Here is a 21,088-nt window from a genome sequence, read left to right on the forward strand (position 1 = left end):
CCTTCTACCTGCGCAGCAGGGGCAGCACGGCGGAGCCGAGCAGGTCCACCCCACGGTCGTCGGTCAGCCCGTGCGGGGTGCCGAACTCGACCCGGCGGACCCCGGCGTCGATCAGCGTCTGGGCCTGCGCGGCCACCTGGGTCGGGGTGCCGGAGAACGCGAACCGGTCGAGCACGTCGTCGGGGATGAGGCGGCCGGCGGCCTCGTGCGCGCCCTCGTCGACCAGGGCGCCGACCCGCTGCACCAGGCCGTCGGGCAGCGCGACGGTGGGGTCGAGATCCGCGACGACGGCGAGGTACATGGCGACCTCGGTGCGGGCCTTCGCCCGGGCCGCCTCGCCGTCGGTGTCGACCACCGTCACGGCGCCGAACACGATGCCGACGTCCTCGACGTCGCGACCGGCCCGGTCGGTGCCCGCCCGCACCCGGTCGCGGATCACCGGCACCATGTCGGGGTTGGCGCTGCCGCCCACCTTGATCTCGTCGGCGATCCGGCCGGCCAGGGCCGCGCCCTGCGGGCCCCACGCGCCGAGCAGCAGCGGCGGGTCGGGCCGGTGCACGGCGTAGCGCAGCGCGGTGCCGGGCTCCAGGGTGAAGACCCGGCCGGGGTAGCCGTCCCGGTCGCCGCGCAGCAGGCGGTAGACGACGGCCGCCGCCTCCTCGATCGTGGTCAGCGGCCGGGGTTGGGCCAGGCCGACCGCCCCGAGCCAGGTGCCGCGGGCCAGCCCCAGGTAGGCCCGGCCGTGCGAGGCCAGGTCCAGGGCGGCGAGCTGGCCGGCGATCTCGTACGGGGCCAGCGAGTACGGATTCAGGCAGGCCGTCCCGAGCCGGACCCGGCTGGTCGCCCGGGCCATCTCCAGCAGCGGGAAGATGGGCGGCTGGTACATCAGGTCACCGAAGACGGTCAGCACGTCGAAGCCGTGGGCCTCGGCGGCCTGCGCCAACGCGGCGTACGCGCCTGCGGGCTTGTCGCTCTGCAACCCGAGTCCGATCTCGACGGCCATCAGGTCAGGTCCGCCGAGTTCATCCGTCGCCGGCAGGTCCGTTCCACCTTCATGACAAGCCGCTCCTCGGGGTCGGGGCAGGCGAAGTGGGAGTCCTGGGCCAGCCAGTCCCCGGCGGCGAGGTCGCGCTGCTTCGCGGCGAGGAACGGCAGGACGGCGGCCAGCGCGTACACGCAGAAGTGCTGGCCCGCGGGCAGCTTCAGGTGGGCGCTGTCGGTCAGGTCGAAGTGGTCGCCGACCGCCATGCCGCAGACCGACCGGCCCTCGATGCGGTCGACGGTGACCCGCAGGTCGTAGATGTCCATGTCGCCGTCCGGAGTCTCCGTCATGGCTGCTCCCTCTCCTCGACCCGTACGATGATCTTTCCGATGGTCCGGCGGGCGGCCAGCTCGGCCAGCGCCGCGGGGGCCTGTTCCAGGGACACCACCCGGCTGACCGGCGGCCGGACCGCACCGGCGGCGTACAGGTCGAACAGGGCCTGATAGGCGGCGCGCACCTCGGGGGCGCGACGCCACGGGTACCGGGAGCCCCAGGACAGGCCGACCAGGCTGGCGTTCGCGGCGATCAGCCGGGCCGGGTCGACCGGCGGTGGCGGACCACCGGCGGCGCCGACGGTGACGAGCCGGCCCTCGAAGGCCAGGCAGTCCAGCGAGCGGGCCAGGATGTCGCCGCCGACCGGGTCGACGACGACATCGACGCCGTCACCGTCGGTGGCGTCCCGCACGGCCGCCACGAAGTCCTCGGTGGTGTAGTCGACGGCCACCGCCGCGCCCTGTTCCCGGCAGACGGCGGTCTTGGCGGGGCCGCCGGCGGTGGCGAGGACCCGCGCGCCCCGGGCGACGGCGAGCTGGGTGACGGCGATGCCGACGCCGCCGGCGCCGGCGTGCACCAGCACCGTCTGCCCGGCGGTGACGCCGGCGCGTTCCAGGGCGAACCACGCGGTCTGGTACGTGACCGGCAGCGCCGCCGCGGTCACCGGGTCCACGGTGGGCGGGCGGGGCACGACCACGGCGGCGTCCACCGTCACCGTGGAGCCGAGCGCGCCGCGGGGCAGCGCCGGGCAGGCGAGGACCTCCTGGCCGAGCAGGTGCGCTACGCCCTCGCCCGCGGCGACGACCCGGCCGGCGGCCTCGACGCCGGGGGTCATCGGCGGGTCCGGCCGCACCGGGTACTCGCCCCGGCACAGCGACACGTCGAGGAAGTTCAGGCCGACCGCGTGGACGGCGAGGCGTACCTCGCCGGGGCCGGGCGGCGGGTCGTCGGGCAGTTCCGCCACCGACAGCACGTCTGTCGGTTCGCCCGTGCGGTGGGCGACCAGCCGGCGGATCACGGAGCCGGCTCCGGTTCGCGCAGCAGCTCGGCGTGGTGGTGCACGATCAGCCACCGGTCGCCGACCCGGCGCAGCACGTCGGTGACGCGGGTGAGCTCGGGTGGCCCCTGGGCGTGGGCCTGGGCGACGAGGACGTAACGGGCGACGCCGAACTCGCCCCAGACGTCGATGTGCTTGTCCCGGGCGGCGAGCACCGCCAGCCGGGGCCGTTGCCCGGTGGCGTCACGCTGGTCGCGGTAGGAGTCGAGCTGTGAGCGGGTACGCAGCGGGCCGGGCAGGTGGGTCTCCCAGGTGGTCACCTCGGGGTGCAGGTGGCCGTCGAACCGGGGGCGGTCCCCGGCCAGGAACGCCTCGTACATGTCGTCGATCCCGGCGGCGATGGCCGCCGCCCCGGCGGTGCGGTCCTGGCCGGCGTGCCCGGCGGCGTCGGCGAGCATCATCGGGCACCTCCCGGCGCGGCGGCCCGGTCGTCGCGGACGACCCGGCCGCCCTTCATCACCCAGCGCACGCCCCGGAACGCGGCGGCGCCGTCGAGCGGGTCGTCGTCCATGGCGATCAGGTCGGCCAGCTTGCCGTCCTGCACGGTGCCGCGGTCGTCCTCGACGCCCAGCCACCGGACGGGGCCGAGGGTGCCGGCGTGCAGGGCCCGGGCGGGCCCGATCACCTCGGCCATGTACTCCAACTCCCGGACGGTGGCGTTGGTGCCCTCGAAGTGCCAGAACGGCGGCATGTCGCTGCCGAGCAGCACCTGCACCCCGGCGGCGACGGCCGTCGCGAAGCTCTCCAGGTGCCCGGGGCCCGCGCCGAGCGAGCGGCACTGCATCCATTCCGGCACGCCGAGCTCGTCGAAGAACTCCTTGCAGCGGGTCACCAGCAGGGTCGGCACCAGGGCCGTGCCCCGCTCGGCCATCCGCGCGGCGACCTGCGGGGTGAGCTGGTAGCCGTGCTCCACGCAGTCCAGGCCGAGGTCCACGGCCGCGCCGATCACCTCCGCCGGTCCGGCGTGCGCGGTGACCTTGCGTCCCCAGGCGTGCGCGGTCTCGATCACGGCGGCGAGTTCGTCGGTGAAGAGCTGGGGGGTGTGGATGCGTTCGTGCTCGCCGGCGATGCCGCCGGAGATCATCACCTTGATCAGGTCCGCGCCGGCCCGGATCTGGCTGCGCGCGCCGTGGCGGAAGCCGACGGGCCCGTCGCACTCGAGGGTGTCGCTGCTCTCGTGGCCGTGCCCGCCGGTGCAGACGAGGGCGCGGCCGGCGGTGTGGATGCGGGGGCCCTCGGTACGACCGGCGGCGATGGCGCGGCGCAACGCGAAGTCGGCGTGGTCCTTCTCGGCGACGCAGCGCACGGTGGTGACGCCGCAGTGCAGGGTCCGGCGGGCACCGTCGGCCATGTAGAGGGCGAGGTCGTGCGGGCCCATGCTCTTGACGCTGTCGCCCCCGGCACCGGGCAGCGACAGCGAGAAGTGGGTGTGCATGTTGACCAGGCCGGGGGTCAGGTACGCCCCGTCGAGGTCCAGGTCGGTCACCGGGCCGGCGGCCCGGGCCCGGGCGGCCACCTCGGCGTACGGGCCGACGGCGGCGATGCGGTCGCCGCGAACCCAGACGCCGGCGTCGGGCAGGGGCCTGCTGCCGTCCACCACGCGGGCGTCCAGCACGGTGCAGTTGCCGAGCAGCAGGCTCGACGGCTCGGGGGCGCTTGCGGCGGTCATGCGGTCACTCCGTACAGGTCATGGGCGGCGCGGGCGGAGACGTAACCCTCGGCGACGTCCCGGCGTACCGCCTCCGGATCACGTCTCCTCGGGTCGCCGTGCCCACCACCACCGGCGGTCAACAGGGTCACCCGGTCACCCACCTCGACCGGCGTCCGCTTCGTGCTCACCCGCGCCTCCCGATCCGTACCCGGAAACACCACCACCCGGTTCGGCTCCGGCGACAACCCACCATCCAACGCCCACGGCGCGGACTTCGTCTTCTTGATCACCGACAGGAACTCCCCCGCCGACACGAACCGAATATCCCGCCGCAACCCACACCCACCCCGGAACCGACCAGCCCCACCCGAATCCGTACGGATCTCCACCCGCTCGAAGAACATCCCCGTCCGCGCCTCCAGGACCTCGACGGGGGTGTTGCGGGCCTGGGTCTGGCACAGGTGGTTGGCCGGCCCGATGCCGTCGTGGTGCGGGGTGCCGCCCCAGCCGACCGGATCGTTGTTGCTGACCGCGAACATCCGGCCGGTGTCCGGGTGCAGGCCCACCATCATGAACCCCGGCACGTCGCCGCCGCTGGACGCCGGCAACCGGTCCGGCATCCCCTGGGCCAGGGCCCGGTAGATCAGTTCCAGGGCCACGGTGCCGGTCCACTGGGTGAACGTGGCGGCCGGGTACTGCGCGTGGAACAGCGACCCGGGCTCGGTGCGTACCCGCAGTGGGGCGAAGTGGCCGGCGCTGGTCTGCTCGGTGGGCGTGGTGATCGCCTTGAACGCGACCCGGCAGGTGGCGATGGTGGCCCCGAGCGGGAGGTTCACCGGCCCGGCCACCGCCGGGGACGATCCGGTGAAGTCCACGGTGAACGTGCCGTCGGCGATGGTGACGGTGACCCGCATGCGGATCGGGTCGTCGGTGACGCCGTCGTCGTCGAGCCAGTCCTCGGCGGTCCAGCTGCCCTGCGGCAGGGCGGCCACCGCCTCGGTGGCGGAGTCGGCGGCGGCGGCGATCACCCGGTCGATGACGGCGTCCACCATCGTGGGTCCGTACTGCCGGTACAGCTCGGTCATCCGCCGTTCACCGGTGCGCAGCGCGGCGATCTGGGCGTTGAGGTCGCCGAGGACGAGCTCGGGCATCCGCGAGTTGAACCGGATCAGCTCGTGGATCTCGTGGACCGGCTCGCCCCGGGCGTACACCTTCGTGCCGGGGAAGATGATCCCCTCCTGGTGCATGTCGGTGGAGTCGAGGACGTAGCCCGGGTCCTTGGCGCCCAGGTCCATCCAGTGGGCGCGGATACACAGGAAGCCGACCGGCTCCGCGTCGCCGGGCAGGAAGACCGGGGCGAACAGCGTCGCGTCGTAGGTGTGCGCCGCGTTCCAGTACGGGTAGTTCAGCAGCACCACGTCGCCGGGGTGCAGGTTGTCCCGGCCGACGTACTCGACGCCGCGCTGAATGGAGTAGTCGTTGGCCCCGAGGAAGCGGGACAGTCCGGTGGACTCGGCGACCAGCCGCAGGTGGCGGTCGTAGAGGGAGATGCCGAAGTCGTAGACCTCGTAGATGACCGGGTTGAAGGCGGTACGCACCAGCGCGGCGCGCATCTCCTCGGCGGCGGAGACGAGATAACTGCGGACCACCTCGACGGTGGCCCCGTCGACGGCCGGCTCACTCATCGACGTCCACCCCGTACAGGTCGTGGGCGGCGGAGACGGAGACGTAACCCTCCGCCACGTCCCGGCGTACCGCCTCCGGATCACGTCTCCTCGGGTCGCCGTGCCCGCCGCCACCGGCGGTCAACAGGGTCACCCGGTCACCGGCCCGCACCGGCGTCCGCTTCGTGCTCACCCGCGCCTCCCGATCCGTGCCCGGGAACACCACCACCTGGTTCGGCTCCGGCGACAACCCACCGTCGAGCGCCCACGGCGCGGTCTTCGTCTTCTTGATGACCGAGAGGAACTCTCCGGACGACACGAACCGGATGTCCCGCCGCAATCCGCACCCGCCCCGGTGCCGCCCCGCGCCACCGGAGTCCGTACGGATCTCCACCCGCTCGAAGAACATCCCCGTCCGCGCCTCCAGGACCTCGATCGGGGTGCCCCGGCCCGTGCTGCCGGAGATGTGGGTGGCGGCGTCCATCCCGTCGTGGTGCGGGGTGCCGCCCCAGCCGACCAGGTCGTTGTTGCTGACCGCGAACATCTGCCCGGTGTCCGGGTGCAGGCCCACCATCATGAACCCCGGCACGTCACCGCCGCTGGACGCCGGCAACCGGTCCGGCATCCCCTGGGCCAGGGCCTTGAGGATCAGCTCGACGGCGACGATGCCGGTCCACAGGGTGAAGGTGGGCTGCGGGTAGACCGCGTGGAAGAGGGTGCCGGGCTCGGCCCGTACCTCCAACGGCGCGACGGTGCCGGCGTTGGACGGCTCGTCGGGTGAGGTCAGCGACTTGAGGATGACCTTGCAGATCGCCTCGGTGGCGCCGAACGGCATGTTGATCGGACCCCGGGTGGCCGGCGCCGAGCCGGCGAAGTCGACCGTGAAGGCGCCGTCGGCGATGGTGACGGTGACCCGCATCTTCACCGGGTCGTCGGTGATGCCGTCGTCGTCGACCCAGTCCTCGGCGGTCCAGCTGCCCTGCGGCAGGGCCGCGAGCGCGGCCCGGGCGCGGGCCTCGCCGTCGGCGATGATCCGGTCGACGGCCGCGTCCACCGTCGGACGCCCGAACTTCTCGACGATCTCCAGCAGCCGGCGTTCGCCGGTGCGCAGCGCGGCGATCTGCGCGTGCAGGTCGCCGAGCACGGCGTCGGGCATCCGCGAGTTGAACCGGATCAGCTCGTGGATCTCGTGGACCGGCTCGCCCCGGGAGACGACCTTGGTGCCCGGGAAGATCAGGCCCTCCTGGTGCATGTCGGTGGAGTCGAGCACGTAGCCCGGGTCCTTGGCGCCCAGGTCCATCCAGTGCGCCCGGACGCAGAGGAAGCCCACCAGCTCGCCGTCGGCGTCCGGGTCGGCCGGGTCGGGCCGGAAGACCGGCGCGAACAGGGTCGCGTCGTAGGCGTGCGCCGCGTTCCAGTACGGGTAGTTCAGCAGCACCACGTCGCCGCGGTGCAGGTTGTCCCGGCCGACGTACTCGACGCCCTTGGCCAGCGAGTGGTCGTTGGCGCCGAGGAAGAACGTGAGACCGGTGGCCTCGGCGATCAGCCGCAGGTCGGGGTCGTAGATCGACAGGCCGAAGTCGTGCACCTCGTAGATGACCGGGTTGAACGAGGTGCGGATCAGGGTGGCCCGCATCTCCTCCGCCGCCGACAGCAGGTAGCTGCGGACGACCTCGACGCGGGCGCCGTCCAGGGTGGTCATGCGGCTGCCTCCAGGGTGACGAGCAGGTGTCCGTGGTCGTCGACGGTGACCCGCTGGCCGCTGGGCACCACCGTCGTGGAGGTGCCCTCGTCGACCAGCGCGGGCCCGGCGAACGTGTCGCCCGCGTCCAGCGCGGCCCGGTCGTACACGGCGAACGGCACGACCGCCCGCCGGCCGAAGTCGTAGGCGTCCCGGTGGGCCAGCAGGGCCTGCGCCGGGTCGCCGTCGCCGCGCGGGCGGGTGCCCAGCTCGGGCCGGTCGGTGCGGCCGATGCCGCGCACCCGCAGGTTGAGGATCTGCAGCGGGTTACCCATCGTGTGGCCGTACCGGCTGCGGTGCAGCTCGTCGAAGGCGGTCCGGACCGCATCGCGGTCCAGCGTGTCGCCGACGGTGACCATCAGGCTGTGTTCCTGGCCCAGGTAGCGCAGCTCGAACTGCCGTTCCAGCAGGGCCTGGTCGGCCGGCACGCCCTGCGCCTGGAGCGACGCGACCGCCTCGGTTCCGACGGCCTTGAAGAGCTGGTCCAGCTCGACGAGGTCCGCGTCGTCCAGGGTGGCCATGACGGTACGGCTGAAGTCGTTGACGATGTCGGCCGACAGCATGCCCCAGGCGGAGAAGCCGGACGGCGCGAAGGGCACGATCACCTCGCCGATGCCCATCTCGCGGGCCAGCAGGGGGGCCAGCAGCGGCCCCGCCCCGCCGAAGGCGAGCAGGGAGAACTGCCGGGGGTCGTGGCCGCGCTCGACGGTGATCTGCCGGACCGCGCCGACCGTGCGGGCCAGCAGCACGTCGAGCACGCCTGCGGCGGCGGCCTCCACGTCCAGGCCGAGCGGTTCGGCGAGCTGTTCGCGTACGGCGTCGCGCGCCGCCGCGTCGTGCAGCCCCATGGTGCCGGCGAGGAAGCGGTCGGGGTCGACGTAGCCGAGCACGACGGCCGCGTCGGTGACGGTCGGTCGGGTGCCGCCCCGGCCGTAGCAGACCGGCCCGGGGTCGGCGCCGGCGCTGTGCGGGCCGACCTTGAGCAGGCCCCGGTCCAGCCAGGCGATCGAGCCACCGCCGGCGCCGATGGTGCGGATGTCGTACGTCGGGATCAGCAGCGGGAAGTGTTCGAGCTGTGCCTCGTACGCGGCGGCGGGGTTGCCGCGTTCGATGACGCAGGCGTCCAGCGAGGTGCCGCCGATGTCGAAGGTGAGCAGGTTGTCGCGGCCCAGCTCGGCGGCCAGGTACGCGGCGCCGACGATGCCGCCGGCCGGACCGGACAGCACGGTGTGGGTGGGCGACGTCTTCGCGATCGCGCTGCTCATCGAGCCGCCGCCGGAACGCATGATCAGGAACCGTCCGGTGAAGCCCCGCTCGGCCAGCCCGGCCTCCAGCTCGTCGACGTACCGCTCGAAGATCGGCCGGATGTACGCCTCCAGCACGGTGGTGCTGGTCCGCTCGTACTCCCGGTACTCGCGCACGATGTCGGTGGACAGCGACAGGCTGACCTCGGGGAACTCCTCGCGGATCAGCCGGGCGGCCTCCTGTTCGTGGCTCGGGTCGAGAAACGAGTGCAGGAAGCAGATGGCGATCGAGGTGACCTGCTGGTCGACGACGAGGGCGCGGGCGGCGGCGCGGACGCTGTCGGGGTCCAGTTCCTCCACCACCCGGCCCCGGTGGTCGAGCCGGCCCCGCACCCCGGCGGTGAACCGGCGCTGGACCAGGCTCTCCGGCCGCTCGTACTGGAAGTCGTACATGTGGTCGTTGGGCACGTTGCCCCGGCCGACGAGGAAGATGTCCCGGAAGCCGTCGTTGGTGATGATGCCGGTGCGTCCGCCCCGGCGTTCCAGCACCGCGTTGAGCCCGAGGGTGGTGCCGTGGATGAACAGCTCCACCTCGGACAGGTCGGTGCCCAGGGCGGTGATGGCGGCGAGCACCCCGTCGGCGGGGCGCGCGGGGGTGGTGGAGGCCTTGCGGAAGCGGACCCGGTTGGTGCGGGTGTCCAGTTCCATGGCGTCGACGAACGTGCCACCGATGTCGACTGCCAGCCGGACGGGACGACGTGTCATGGCGTGGTGGCCTGCTTTCCGATCAGGGCGGGGAGCTCGGGGATGCGCCAGCAGGCGGCCCGGCTCGCGCCGTGGGACTGGAGCTGCTGCGGCTGTGTGCGGCAGGTGTCGGTGACGAACGGGCAGCGGGCGGCCAGCGGGCAGCCGGTCGCCGCGTCGGCCTCCTCCAGGTCCTTGACCAGCTCGACCGGGGCGGCGTCGGGCGGCGGGGTTCCGCCGAGGCGGGGCGCGCTGGCCAGCAGGGCCCGCGTGTACGGGTGCAGGGGGTGGTCGAAGACGACGTCGACGGGGCCCTCCTCGACGACGCGCCCGAGGTAGAGCACCACCACCCGGTCGGCGAATCCGCGCACCGTGGCCAGGTCGTGGGAGATGAACACCGCCGCGCGGTCGGCGTCGGCGGCCACGTCGGCGATGAGGGCGAGGATCTGCGCCTGCACGGTGACGTCCAGGGCCGAGGTGGGCTCGTCGAAGACGATCAGGTCCGGCTCGCCGACCAGGGCGCGGGCGATGCCGATCCGCTGTGCCTGCCCGCCGGACAGCTCGTGCGGGTAGCGGCGCAGGATCGCGCGGTCCAACTCCATCCGGTCCAGCACCGCGGCGACCCGGGTGTCGCGCTCGGCGGCGGACAGGCCGGCGGCCCGCAGGGGCTCGGCGATGGAGTCGCCGACCGTGCGACGCGGGCTGAGCGACCCGATCGGGTCCTGGAACACCAGCTGGGCGCGGGTGCGCAGCCGCCGCGCCGCCCGCCCGGACGCGCGGCCCCGGCCGGGCCCCGGGGTTGCCCCGGCGACGGTGACCGTGCCGGAGGTGGGCGGCACCAGGCCCATGATGAGCTTTGCGAGGGTGCTCTTGCCGCAGCCGCTCTCGCCGACCACGCCGAGTGTCTCGCCGGGCGCGAGCCGCAGGCTCACCCCGCGCAGCGCGTGGTGCCCACCGGAGGAGAACCGGCTGCGGTAGACGACGTGCGCGTCGTCGATCTCCAGCACGGCGGCTCCGGTGCCGCGCGGGGCCGGGTCCACGGCGTCGGGTCCCGGGCCGAGGTCGGCGGCGTCGGAGCCCGGTGGGACGGTGGCGGCGTCGGCGCCCGGTGGGACGTCGGCCGAGCCGGCGTCGAGGGGGCCGGTGCAGGGGTGGAAGCAGGCCAGCGACCAGCCGTCCGGACCGCCGGCGAGGGGCTCGGTGGGCGGCCGGCGGGTGACGCACGTGTCGTCGGCGTGCGCGCAGCGGGCGGCGAACGGGCAGGCGAGCGGCGCCCGGGTCAGCAGTGGCATCGCGCCGGGGGTGGCGACGACGGGCCGGCCGCCGAGGTCGGGCACCGACCGCAGCAGCGCGCGGGTGTACGGGTGCGCCGGCTGGCGCAGCACCTGACCGGCCGGGCCGCTCTCCACCACGGTGCCGGCGTAGAGCACCACCACCCGGTCGCAGACCTGGGCGATGGAGGCGAGGTCGTGGGAGATCAGCAGTACGGCACGGCCGTCGGTGTCGGCGGCGTGCCGGAACTGCCGCAGGATCTCCCGGGTCAGGGTCACGTCGAGGCCGGTGGTCGGCTCGTCGGCGATCAGCAGGCCGGGGGCGCAGCCCGTGGCCAGGGAGATCATCACCCGCTGGGCCATGCCGCCGGACAGCTCGTGGGGGTACGCGTCGAGCCGGCGCTGCGGGCTGCGGATGCCGACGGCCTCGAACAGCTCCCGCGCGGCCTCACGGGCCCGGTCGGCGGGCACGTCCTGGTGGGTGACGAGCCGGTCGACGAGCTGCCGGCCGACGGTGCGGGTGGGGCTGAGCGCGCCGCGCGGGTTCTGGAAGCAGATCGCCGCTCCCCGGCCGCGGTGGGCGGCGAGCGCGGACTCGTCCATCCGCAGCACGTCCGCGCCGTCGAAGTCGACCCGCCCGGTGGCGTGCGAACCGCCGGGGAGCAGGCCGACCACGGCGCGGGCGACCATGCTCTTGCCGCCGCCGCTCTCCCCCACCAGGCCGACGACCTCGCCGGGTCGCACGGTGAGGGTGACGTCGCTGAGCGCGGCCACCTCGCGGCCGGGGCGGCGGATGGCCACCGACAGGTTCTCGATCGACAGCATTCCGGTCACCGCCGCTTCGCGTCCGCGCGTTCCTGCAGGCCTTCGCCGAGCAGGCTGAATCCCAGGACGCAGACGAGCAGCGCCAGGCCGGGTGGGACCGAGGTCCACCACCGGCCGCCGACCACGTCCGCGGCGCCGAGGCTGATCATGGCGCCCCACTCGGCGGCGGGGATGCTCACGCCGAGGCCGAGGAAGGACAGCCCGGCCAGGGTCAGCATCGCCCAGCCGCAGTTGAGCGGGGCGATCACCCGCACCGGGGTGAGGCTGTTGGGCAGCAGGTGCCGCCACAGGATGCCCGCGGTCGACGCCCCGGAGGTGACGGCGGCGTCGACGAAGGGCAGCTCGCGCAGGGTACGTACCTCGGCGCGGACCAGCCGGGCGTAGGCCGGGGCGTTCACCGCGGCGATGGTGATGATGAGGTTGACGGTGCCGTTGCCGAGCAGGGCGGCTACCGCCAGGGCCAGGATGAAGGTGGGGAACGCCTGGAAGATGTCGACCACCCGCATCAGCACGTCGTCGATCCAGCCGCCGCGGTAGCCGGCGACCAGGCCGAGCAGCGTGCCGACGGTGACGGCGAGCGCGACGGCGGCCACCGCGATGCCCAGGTCCAGCCGGGCGGCGTAGAGCACCCGGCTCCAGATGTCCATGCCGTTGCCGTCGGTGCCGAGCAGGTGGCCGCCGCCCGGGGCGGTCAGGGTGGCAGCAGGGTCGATCTCGGTCTCGCCCCAGGAGCTCAGCAGCGGCGCGCACAGCGCGGCCACCGCGATCACCGCGAGGATCGCGGCGCCGGTGACGATCAGGACGCGGGCGAAGCGGCTGCCCGGGGCGGGACCGGTGACGGGGCCGGGCGGGGCCGTGGCTTCGGTCGGGCCGCTGGCGCGCGGGTCGGCCATCAGATCCTCACTCTCGGGTCGAGGATGGCGTGGACCACGTCGGCGATGAGGAACACCAGCACGTAGCAGAGCGCGATCACCAGCACGGATGCCTGGACCACCGGGTAGTCGCGGTAGAGCAGGCCGCGCAGCGCCCACTGGCCGAAGCCCTGCCAGGAGAAGACGTACTCGACAAGCACCGTGGAACCGATGGCGGTGCCGAACACCAGCGCGGCCAGCGACGGCAGCCGGACCAGGGTCGCGCGCATCAGGTAGCCGTACAGCAGGGTGCGCCGGGGCAGGCCGTGCGCCGCCGCCGCGGCGTACGGCTCGGAGTGCAGCACCTCCAGGGCGGAGGCCCGCACGCTGCGCAGCAGGGGCGCGACCACGCCGATGACCAGGGTCAGCACCGGCAGGACCAGGTACGCCGCAGCGGAGGCCATGGCCGGTCCGTTCCCGGTGAGCGCGGCGTCCACGAGGTCCGCGCCGGTCAGCGGGGTCAGGTCGGTGTCGGGATCCACCCGCCCGTTGGGGGCCGGGAACCAGCCGAGCACGCTGTAGCCCACCAGCACCAGCACGAGTCCGAGCCAGAACTCGGGCACGGAGTTGCCGACCAGGGCGAGGACCCGGATGCCGTGGTCGGCCGGCCGGTCGGCGCGGCGGGCCGACCACACGCCGAGGACGGTGGCCACCACCAGGGAGATGGTCACGGCGATGACGACCAGTTCGAGGGTGGGCCCCACCCGCAGCGCCATCTCCGCGCCGACCGGGGCGCCGCTCTGGATCGAGGTGCCGAAGTCGCCCGTGACCAGCCCGGTCAGGTAGTCGAGGAACTGCCGCCAGAGCGGCTGGTCCAGCCCGAAGCGGGCACGGGCGGCGTCGGCGTCGGCCTCGGTGGCGTTCTGCCCGAGGATGGTCCGCACCGGGTCGCCGGGCAGCACCCGGACCAGGAGGAAGGTCAGGACGATCACGCCGAGCAGCACCGGGATGAGCTGGAGCAGTCGTCTGGCGACGAACCGGAGAATGCGCATGGGCAGCGGTCCCGCCCGACCTAGGCCGACGCGGTCAGGTAGCGCAGGCGGGCGAGGCCGTCCATCGGCTGCACCCAGCCGGCGACGTCGTCGCGTACGGGCAGGTTGAAGTTGGGTTGGCAGACGACCACCCAGGGCACGTCCGCGGCGAGGATCTCCTGGACGCGCTTCCAGAGCTGGCCGCGGGCCGCCTGGTCGACGGTGGTGTGCGACTGCTCGTAGATCTTCTCGATCTCCGGGTTGCTGTAGTTGGAGTAGTTGAGGTTCGCGCCCTTGACGAAGCTCGTGGCGAGCATGTACTCGACGTCGTCGACCCAGAGCTGACCGGAGGTGATCTGCAGCGGGACGTTCTTCTTGGACCGCCGCTCGCCGAGGGTGGCCGGGTCCAGCGGGGTCAGCTTGAGGTTGATCCCCACCTTCGCCGCCTCGCTCTGCACCTGGACGGCGATCTTCTGCTGTTCCTCGTTGTCGGCCTCGAAGACCAGCTCGGAGTCGACGGTGGTCCTGCCGGCCGCGGCCATCGCCGCCCTGGCCTGGTCGAGGTCGTGGGTGAACGGGTACCCGCCGGCGTCGTAGCCGGGCATGTCCAGCGGCACGGGGCTCTTGGCGGCGCGGGCGTCCCCGCCGTAGACGTTGTTGATGATCTGCTCGTACGGCGTCGCGTGGGCGAGGGCCCTGCGGACGTTCACGTCGTTGAACGGCGCCGTGGTGACGGACATCTGGATGGTGACCTGACGGTTGCTGGCGGCCGAGATGACCTTGATGCCGGCGGCCTTCTTGAGGTCCTGGATGTCGCGCTGGCTGATGCCGAGGGCGATGTCGATGTCGCCGGCCTGGAGTTGCAGCCGCTGGTTGGAGGCGGCGGGCACCACGGAGATCCGGATGGTGGGCGTTTTGGCCGGGTCGGGGCCCGGGTATCCGGCGTTCGCGGAGAGCTCGATCTCCTGCCCCTGGGTGGCCTTCGTGACGTTGTAGTAGCCCCCGGTCGGCGGGTTCTTGGCGAACCACTCCTTGGCCCAGGGGTCGTCGGTGGTGGCGTGCTTCTTCGCCTCGGTGGAGTCGAAGACGTACAGCGAGATGGCCTGGATCTGCCGGGTGAGGGCGCTGGCGAACGCCTGGTGGAACTCGACGGTGTGGTCGTCGACGACCTTGACCTGGTCGGGCTTGGTCAGGCCGATGGTGCGGTAGACGCCGGCGACGTTGGCCTGGGCGGCGAAGGCGCGATCCTTGGACCACTTCACGTCGGCGGCCGTCAGCTCGTTGCCGCTGGCGAACTTGACCCCGCGGCGCAGCTTGAGCGTCCAGACCCGCTGCGTGGCGTCCGGCTCGAAGGACTCGGCGAACGTCGGGGGGACGTTCTGGGTGTCGAGGATCTGGCTGTCGCCGGCGGCGGTGACGCTGTAGTCGATCAGGTAGGGGAAGACGTTCTTGTACAGCATCAGCGCGGTCAGGTCGAAGCCCACGAAGTCCTGGTCCCAGCTCGACAGGTAGCTCGAGACCGCGATACGCAGCGCCTTGGCGGTGGGGCCGCCCGACGCGCCGTCGCGGGGCTTGGACTCGCTGTTGGCGGCGCAGGCGCCGGTGGCCAGCAGGAGCGCCACGCTGCCGCCCAACTGCAGGACCCCGCGGCGGGAGAGGGCGGGCGAGGAGGCGCCGCCCGCACGGTGGGAACGAGCCATGGGTAGTCCTCCTAGAAACACGAGGCAGATGGTCCGTGCTGAGGACCTACTCGGTGTTCTACCGGATTAAGTGGGAGTGAACAAGAGCCTGAACCGTGTTCGCCGCCGAACCCTCGAATTCGGCCACCCATGCTGGCCGAATGGCTGATGACCCGCGAAGCCAATGTTCACACGAGTTCACAGAGTTGATACACGCACCGATACGGCGGTGCCGGGAGTGTCCCGGCCGAACGGGACGCCTGTCCCTGGCGGCCGGGTCGATCCGGCGCGTTGACTCTGATCCATGACCTCACTTCCGGACCACTTCCCGGCTCACGTCAAGGGCTCCTACGTCAACTGCGAGGAGTACACCCGCAAGGCGCAGCTCACCGCCGTCCCGGACGCCGAGCACTTCCCCGCCCACGTCAAGAACAACTACGTCGTCTGCGCCGAGTACGCCCGTGCGGCCCAGCTCACCGCCGTCCCGGACTTCGACCACTTCCCGGCCCACGTGAAGAACTCCTACGTCAACTGCGCCGAGTACAACCGCGAGCCGCACCTCACCGCCGTCCCGGTCGGTGCGGCATGACCCTGCTCGCCACCTCCCGGCTGGACCGGGTCTGGCAGGAGTGGCTCGCCGAGAACCTGGCCATGGGCGCACCCGTCGAGCAGGCGCGGGCCGCCGCCGTCGCCGGGGGCGCCGACGCGGACGCCGTCGACGCGGAGCTGGGCGAGCTCACCGCCCACCCGTACTTCGCCGTGTGCCGCCGCCTCGCGCTGCGCTACGACTGGATGGAGTCCGTGCTCGACACCTACCGGACGCTGCGCAACAGCGACGGCGGAGAAACCCTGGAGCGCCGCGCGGGCATCACGCCGGAGGAGTTCTTCGCCCGGCACTACTTCGGCCACCGGCCCGTCGTGCTGGAGGGCCTGATGACGGACTGGCCCGCGCTCGACTGGACCCTCGACGGCCTGGCCGCGGCCTGCGGAGACGCGGTCGTCGAGGTGATGACCGGGCGGGAGGCCAACCCCGACCACGCCTGGCAGTACGACCGCCACCGCACCACCATGCCGTTCCGCGACTACCTGACGCTGCTCGGGTCCGGGACCCGCACCAACGACTACTACATGGTGCCCCGCAACGAGAACTGGTCCCAGGCGCTGCGCCCGCTCGCCGCCGACGTGCGCCCGCCCGAGGGGATCGTGGACCCGACGGCCCTCGGGCATCTGCTGCTGGGCCCGGCGGGCACGGTGACCCCGCTGCACGTGGACAACAGCACGGTGCTGCTGTGCCAGGTCCTCGGCCGCAAACACGTGCGCCTCGTTCCCTCGTACGAGCGGCACCTGGTCTACCCGCGCGGCGGCACGTTCAGCGCTGTCGACGCCGCCCGCCCGGACCTCACCCGGCACCCGCGGTTCGCCGAGGCCACCGTGCTGGAGACCGTCCTGGAACCGGGACAGATGCTACTCATTCCCGTCGGCTGGTGGCACTGGGTGCAGGCCCTGGACGTCAGCGCCACGGTCACCTTCCACCACTTCCAGGTCCCCGGGCAGAACCACAAGATGGCGACCCCGCCGGCTGCGGGCCTGGACGAGTGACGCCCCCGGGGCTGGGCCGTCGGCCGGCGACGTGGCGTGCCGGCCCCGGTCGGGCGGCGGGCCCGTGGACCCGGATCGGCCGCCGGACGCGCAGCCCGGTCAGGACCCGCGCGTCCGGCAGAGCCCGGACAGGGCGTCGGCGACGGTGGTGATCCCCTGCTCGATGTCCGAGGCCGGGTTCGCCGCGTACCCGAGGACCAGGCCCGGGCGGTACGGGCGCTGGCAGTGCCAGGACAGCGGCTGCGTCTTCACCCCGCGCGCCAGGGTCGCCGCCGCCAACTCGGTGTCGGCCACGTCGGCGTCGAGGGTGACCATCAGGTGCAGCCCGGCGGCGGCCCCGTGCACCGTGGCCCGGGGCAGGTGCCTGGCCAGCGCGGCGATCATCGCGTCCCGGCGGCGGACGTGGCGACGGCGCAGCAGCCGAAGCTGCCGCTCCAGTCCCCCGGAGGTCATCAGCTCGGCGAGCACGAGTTGCGGGAGCACCGCGTTGCCGAGGTCGGCGTTGCGCTTGGCGGCCACCACGGCGTCGCGGTACCGCCGGGGCACCAGCAGCCAGCCGACCCGCAGGGCGGGGGCGAGCAGCTTCGACACGCTGCCGGCGTAGCAGATCCGGTCGGGCAGCATCCCCCGCAGCGCGGGCACCGGGGGCCGGTCGTAGCGGTGCTCGGCGTCGTAGTCGTCCTCGATGACCAGGCCGCCGTCGCGGGCCCAGGCGACAAGCCCGCGGCGGCGCTCGCCGTCGAGCACCACCCCGGTCGGGAACTGGTGGGCGGGGGTGAGCAGCACGGCCGGCAGGCCGGCGGCGGCGAGGGCGTCGACGCGCACGCCGGACCCGTCGACCGGGACCGGCGGGGTGTCGACGCCCCAGTTGTTCAGGTGCTGGCGGACGCCGAGGGAACCCGGGTCCTCCACCCCGATCCGGGTGATCCCGTCGGCGCGCAGCGCCTGGGCGAGCAGGCCGAGCGCCTGGGACACCCCGGCGACGACGACCACCTCCATGGGGTCGACGGCGATGCCCCGGCTGCGGGCCAACCAGCCGGCGACCGCGTGGCGCAGCGCGGGCGCGCCGCACGGGTCCCCGTAGCCGAAGTCGGCCGGGGCGAGGCGGCCCAGTACGGCCCGCTCGGCGCGCAGCCAGTCCGCGCGGGGAAAGGCCGCCAGGTCGGGCAGGCCGGGCGTCAGGTCGATCCGGGCGGGCACGGCGCGTACCGCGTCGAAGACGTCGCTGCCCGGAGCCTGCGGGAACAGCGCGGCCGGCGCGGCCGCGGCGGCCGGGGCGCGGCGCAGCGGCGGCGGGCCGGCCGGCGCGGCGACGACCACCGTGCCGGCCCGGCCGCGCCCGGCGACCTGGCCGTCCTCGACCAGCCGCTGGTACGCCTCGGTCACCACGCCCCGGGAGACCCCGAGGTCGGCGGCGAGCACGCGGGTCGCCGGCAGCCGCCCGCCGACGGGGAGCCGCCCGTCGGCGATGGCCTGCCGGAGCTGGGCCGATAGCCAGTCGGCCCGGCCGCCGGGTGGGGCGTCGGCGATGTCGAGGTGCAGGAAGTCCGACCCGGCAGTTATGGACCTCTGCGGCGACGGTTCTTTGGCCCTGCCCATCGGGCCATCATGACAGCAGAGTGGTGGTGACGACAGCCGGCGGCCCGGACCAGGGCCGCGGCCATCTCACCGGAAGGACTGTCGTGACCATCGCTTTCCTGATCGCCGCCCTCGTCGTGGTGGTCACCCCGGGCGCCGGGGTGTTGTACACCGTGGCCACCGGGATGGGCCGGGGACGCCGCGCCGGGCTGCTCGCCGCGGTCGGCTGCACCCTCGGCGTCGTACCGCACCTGGTCGTCGCGCTGGTCGCCGTGGCCGCATTCCTGCACACCGCCGCGCCGGCCTTCCAGGCCCTGCGGTACGCGGGCGCGGCGTACCTGGTCTGGCTCGGCTGGACGACGCTGCGGGACCGCGGCGCATGGGACCCGGAGGCGACGCGGCCCGCGCCGTCGGCCCGGCAGGTGGTCACCGGCGCGGTGCTGACGAACCTGCTCAACCCGAAGCTGACGATCTTCCTCGTCGCGTTCCTGCCCCAGTTCGTCGGTGCCGACGACCCGCAGCGGCTCCTCCGGATGCTCGGCCTCGGATCGGTGCTCATGGTGCTCACCCTCGTCGTGTTCGCCGGTTACGGCGTCCTCGCCGGCACGGTGCGCGACCAGGTGCTCGTCCGGCCCTGGGTGAGCACCTGGCTGCGGCGCGGGTTCGCCGGCTCGTTCCTCGCCATGGGTGCCGCACTGGCACTCACCCGCTGATTCGTCAAGGAGTGTCATGCGGTTCGAGCACGCGCCACAGATCCGGTCGGCGTACCCGGAGCTGGTGGCCGGGACGATCACGGTCGACGGGGTCGACGCGGACGCCGACGTGACCACGGCGATGGCCCGGCACCTGGCGACGGCCCGGGTCCGGTTGGCCGGCGGCACCGAGGCCAGCTTCCCCGAGATCCAGGCGTGGCGGCGGGTCTTCGCCCGGATGGGGCTGCCGCCGACCCGCTACCGGTGCGCTGCGGAGTCGCTGCTGCGCCGGTTCCGCCGCGATGGCGCCCTGCCCCGACTGCACCCGCTGGTCGACCTGTGCAACGCGGTCTCACTGGCGTACGCCATTCCGATCGCGGTCCTGGACGTCGAGCGGATCGACGGCGACCTCGAGGTACGGCCCGCCCGGGGCGACGAGGAGTACCTGACCCTCGCCGGCGACCCCGAGTGCCCCGAGCCCGGAGAGGTGATCTTCGCGGACGGGGCGGGACGGGCGCACTCCCGGCGCTGGACGAGCCGGCAGAGCGGCTGGTCGGCGATCCGGGCCACCAGCCGGTCGGTGCTGATCGTGGTCGAGGGGGTGCACGCCCGCGCCGCGACGGACGTGCCCCACCTGCTGGACACCCTGGTGGTGGAGCTCGCCGACGCCTGGTCTGTGCGGGGTCGTGCGGCGCTGCTCCCGACCGGGTGACCGTCGACCCGGGGCGGCGGAGCTGCCGGAGAGCACCACGCACGCCCGTACCCGGGGTAGGTGGCCCGGGTGAGCGCGGGCGGCCCGCCTCGTGGGTGGCGTGCTCAGCGCAGCGGGTCGAACGGCGCCAGCTCCGGCGGCACCTCCCCCTTGAGCACGGTCTGGGCCATCAACTGTCCGGTGATCGGGCCGAGCGCGATGCCCCACATGCCGTGGCCACCGGCGACGAACACCCGGGGGGAGGCGGTGACCCCGGCCAGCGGCAGCCCGTCGGGGGTGCAGGGCCGGGAGCCGACCCACTCGTCGCGCCGGTCGTCGAGGTCCACGCCGGTCAGGAACGGGCGGACGGCATCGACGATGGCGGTGATCCGCCGCGGGTCGAGGGGGTCCCCGGGACGACGGAACTCCATCATCCCGGCCACCCGCAGCCGATCCCCCAGCGGCGTGCACGCCACCCGCTGCTTCGGGAAGTAGAGCGGGCCGCGCGGCATCTGCCGGACGGGCACGCTGAAGCTGTAGCCGCGGCCCGCCTGCACCGGCTGCCGCACGCCGAAGCGGGTGGCCAACCCCCCGAGCAGCGCGCCGGTGGCGACGACCACGGCGTCGTGCTGTCTCTCGCCGGCGCCGGAGAGCACCGAGACGCCACCGGACCGGGGCCGCAGGTCGGCCACCTCGACGCCCTCGACGATCTCACCGCCGCGCTCCCGCACCGCCTCGGCGAGAGAGCGCACGAACTCGGGCGGATCCAGGTAGCGCTGACCGTAGATCTGGATCGCGACACCCACCCGGTCGGTCAGCGTCGGCTCCAGGGCGCGGGCCCGCCAGTCGGTGACCGGATGGAAGCTGACCTCCTGGCCGGCGTCGCGGATCTGTTCCAGCTCGGCCAGCAGGCCTCGCGCGTCGCGTTCCCCGGCGAAGCAGGCCAGAAAGCTGCTCGCCCGGTACGTCTGCGCGGCCACCCCGCCCGCGGCCAACACGTCGAACGCCTCCAGCGCCCGCTCGTTCAGCGGCACGTAGGCGGCCATCCCCCGCCGCCACCGCCGCGCCGTGCTGTGCGCCACGAACGAGGTGAGGAACCGCAACAGGCTACGGTCGGCACGCAGCGGCAGGTACACCGGCGACCGGGGACTGAGCACCGCCCGCAGCCCGTACCGCAGCACCGCGGGCTCCGGCAGCGGCGCGGTCAACCCCGGCGTCAACCACCCGGCATTGCCCCAGGAGGCCCCGGCACCCACGTGGTCCCGCTCGTACACCGTGACGCGCACGCCCGCCTCCTGCAGGAACCAGGCGGTGGACAGACCGACCATCCCGGCCCCGACGACCGCGACGTCACGCGGTGCGTCGGCCACGAACGCCGGCACGTGCTGCTGCTCGGGTTCCGGTGACATTGCCTGCTCCTTCCCTGGGGCGGGCACCCGCCCGCGCCGCAGCTGG

At 73.5% G+C, this 21,088-nt stretch carries 18 protein-coding genes; 4 read left to right on the forward strand and 14 right to left on the reverse strand.

All coding sequences use genetic code 11. The annotated features are described in order from the left end of the window. Window positions 1–4 precede the first annotated feature (4 nt). Genes OG559_RS28780 through OG559_RS28835 form a run of 12 tightly spaced genes read right to left on the reverse strand, consistent with a single transcriptional unit; the run spans window position 5 to window position 15,094 of the window. The gene (locus tag OG559_RS28780; protein ID WP_405109532.1) at window positions 5–1,003 is read right to left on the reverse strand and encodes an LLM class flavin-dependent oxidoreductase; all 999 of its coding nucleotides are present in this window, start codon (window positions 1,001–1,003) and stop codon (window positions 5–7) included. Then, window positions 1,003–1,332: a TIGR04076 family protein gene (locus OG559_RS28785; RefSeq protein ID WP_405109535.1), complete on the reverse strand. Its 330-nt coding sequence runs from the start codon at window positions 1,330–1,332 to the stop codon at window positions 1,003–1,005. Before OG559_RS28785 ends, OG559_RS28780 begins: the two co-directional genes overlap by 1 nt. Then, window positions 1,329–2,333, reverse strand: coding sequence for a zinc-binding dehydrogenase (locus OG559_RS28790; RefSeq protein ID WP_405109538.1), 1,005 nt, complete (start codon window positions 2,331–2,333; stop codon window positions 1,329–1,331). Before OG559_RS28790 ends, OG559_RS28785 begins: the two co-directional genes overlap by 4 nt. Continuing rightward, on the reverse strand, window positions 2,330–2,773 hold the full coding sequence (locus tag OG559_RS28795) for a nuclear transport factor 2 family protein (protein WP_405109540.1): 444 nt from the start codon (window positions 2,771–2,773) through the stop codon (window positions 2,330–2,332). Before OG559_RS28795 ends, OG559_RS28790 begins: the two co-directional genes overlap by 4 nt. Further along, window positions 2,770–4,041, reverse strand: coding sequence for an amidohydrolase family protein (locus OG559_RS28800; protein ID WP_405109543.1), 1,272 nt, complete (start codon window positions 4,039–4,041; stop codon window positions 2,770–2,772). Before OG559_RS28800 ends, OG559_RS28795 begins: the two co-directional genes overlap by 4 nt. Beyond that, window positions 4,038–5,708: a hydantoinase B/oxoprolinase family protein gene (locus tag OG559_RS28805; RefSeq protein ID WP_405109546.1), complete on the reverse strand. Its 1,671-nt coding sequence runs from the start codon at window positions 5,706–5,708 to the stop codon at window positions 4,038–4,040. The genes OG559_RS28800 and OG559_RS28805 overlap by 4 nt, the downstream gene beginning before the upstream one ends. Beyond that, window positions 5,701–7,389: a hydantoinase B/oxoprolinase family protein gene (locus tag OG559_RS28810; protein ID WP_405109549.1), complete on the reverse strand. Its 1,689-nt coding sequence runs from the start codon at window positions 7,387–7,389 to the stop codon at window positions 5,701–5,703. The genes OG559_RS28805 and OG559_RS28810 overlap by 8 nt, the downstream gene beginning before the upstream one ends. After that, on the reverse strand, window positions 7,386–9,437 hold the full coding sequence (locus OG559_RS28815) for a hydantoinase/oxoprolinase family protein (protein WP_405109552.1): 2,052 nt from the start codon (window positions 9,435–9,437) through the stop codon (window positions 7,386–7,388). Before OG559_RS28815 ends, OG559_RS28810 begins: the two co-directional genes overlap by 4 nt. Beyond that, window positions 9,434–11,512: a dipeptide ABC transporter ATP-binding protein gene (locus OG559_RS28820; protein WP_405109555.1), complete on the reverse strand. Its 2,079-nt coding sequence runs from the start codon at window positions 11,510–11,512 to the stop codon at window positions 9,434–9,436. Before OG559_RS28820 ends, OG559_RS28815 begins: the two co-directional genes overlap by 4 nt. Before the next feature lie 5 nt (window positions 11,513–11,517). Continuing rightward, window positions 11,518–12,405 carry an ABC transporter permease gene (locus tag OG559_RS28825; RefSeq protein ID WP_405109558.1) on the reverse strand — a complete coding sequence of 296 codons (888 nt, stop codon included), beginning with the start codon at window positions 12,403–12,405 and terminating at the stop codon, window positions 11,518–11,520. After that, complete coding sequence (locus OG559_RS28830) at window positions 12,405–13,415, reverse strand: ABC transporter permease (RefSeq protein ID WP_405109561.1); 1,011 nt, start codon at window positions 13,413–13,415, stop codon at window positions 12,405–12,407. The genes OG559_RS28825 and OG559_RS28830 overlap by 1 nt, the downstream gene beginning before the upstream one ends. A gap of 20 nt (window positions 13,416–13,435) precedes the next feature. Next, entirely contained in the window at window positions 13,436–15,094 is a 1,659-nt protein-coding gene (locus OG559_RS28835; RefSeq protein WP_405109564.1) for an ABC transporter substrate-binding protein, read from the reverse strand. A 283-nt stretch (window positions 15,095–15,377) separates the two neighbouring features. Between OG559_RS28835 and OG559_RS28840 the strand changes: the two genes are divergently transcribed. Next, window positions 15,378–15,662 carry a hypothetical protein gene (locus tag OG559_RS28840; protein ID WP_405109567.1) on the forward strand — a complete coding sequence of 95 codons (285 nt, stop codon included), beginning with the start codon at window positions 15,378–15,380 and terminating at the stop codon, window positions 15,660–15,662. Then, entirely contained in the window at window positions 15,659–16,672 is a 1,014-nt protein-coding gene (locus OG559_RS28845) for a cupin-like domain-containing protein (protein WP_405109570.1), read from the forward strand. Before OG559_RS28840 ends, OG559_RS28845 begins: the two co-directional genes overlap by 4 nt. A gap of 99 nt (window positions 16,673–16,771) precedes the next feature. Here OG559_RS28845 and OG559_RS28850 read toward each other — a convergent pair whose 3' ends face one another. Then, entirely contained in the window at window positions 16,772–18,271 is a 1,500-nt protein-coding gene (locus OG559_RS28850; protein WP_405109573.1) for a PLP-dependent aminotransferase family protein, read from the reverse strand. 83 nt (window positions 18,272–18,354) lie between these two features. On the opposite strand from OG559_RS28850, the gene OG559_RS28855 reads away from it, so the two are divergent. After that, a complete protein-coding gene (locus OG559_RS28855) occupies window positions 18,355–18,963 on the forward strand; it encodes a LysE family translocator (protein WP_405109576.1) in 609 nt (202 codons plus the stop codon). Window positions 18,964–18,979: 16 nt separating this feature from the next. Beyond that, complete coding sequence (locus OG559_RS28860; RefSeq protein ID WP_405109579.1) at window positions 18,980–19,654, forward strand: B3/4 domain-containing protein; 675 nt, start codon at window positions 18,980–18,982, stop codon at window positions 19,652–19,654. Window positions 19,655–19,758: 104 nt separating this feature from the next. On the opposite strand, the gene OG559_RS28865 is transcribed toward OG559_RS28860, so the two are convergent. Further along, window positions 19,759–21,042 (reverse strand): NAD(P)/FAD-dependent oxidoreductase, encoded by a 1,284-nt coding sequence (locus OG559_RS28865; protein ID WP_405109582.1) that lies wholly within the window; start codon window positions 21,040–21,042, stop codon window positions 19,759–19,761. Window positions 21,043–21,088 lie beyond the last annotated feature (46 nt).

The sequence above is a fragment of the Micromonospora sp. NBC_01405 genome (assembly GCF_045040155.1).
Lineage (GTDB): Bacteria > Actinomycetota > Actinomycetes > Mycobacteriales > Micromonosporaceae > Micromonospora.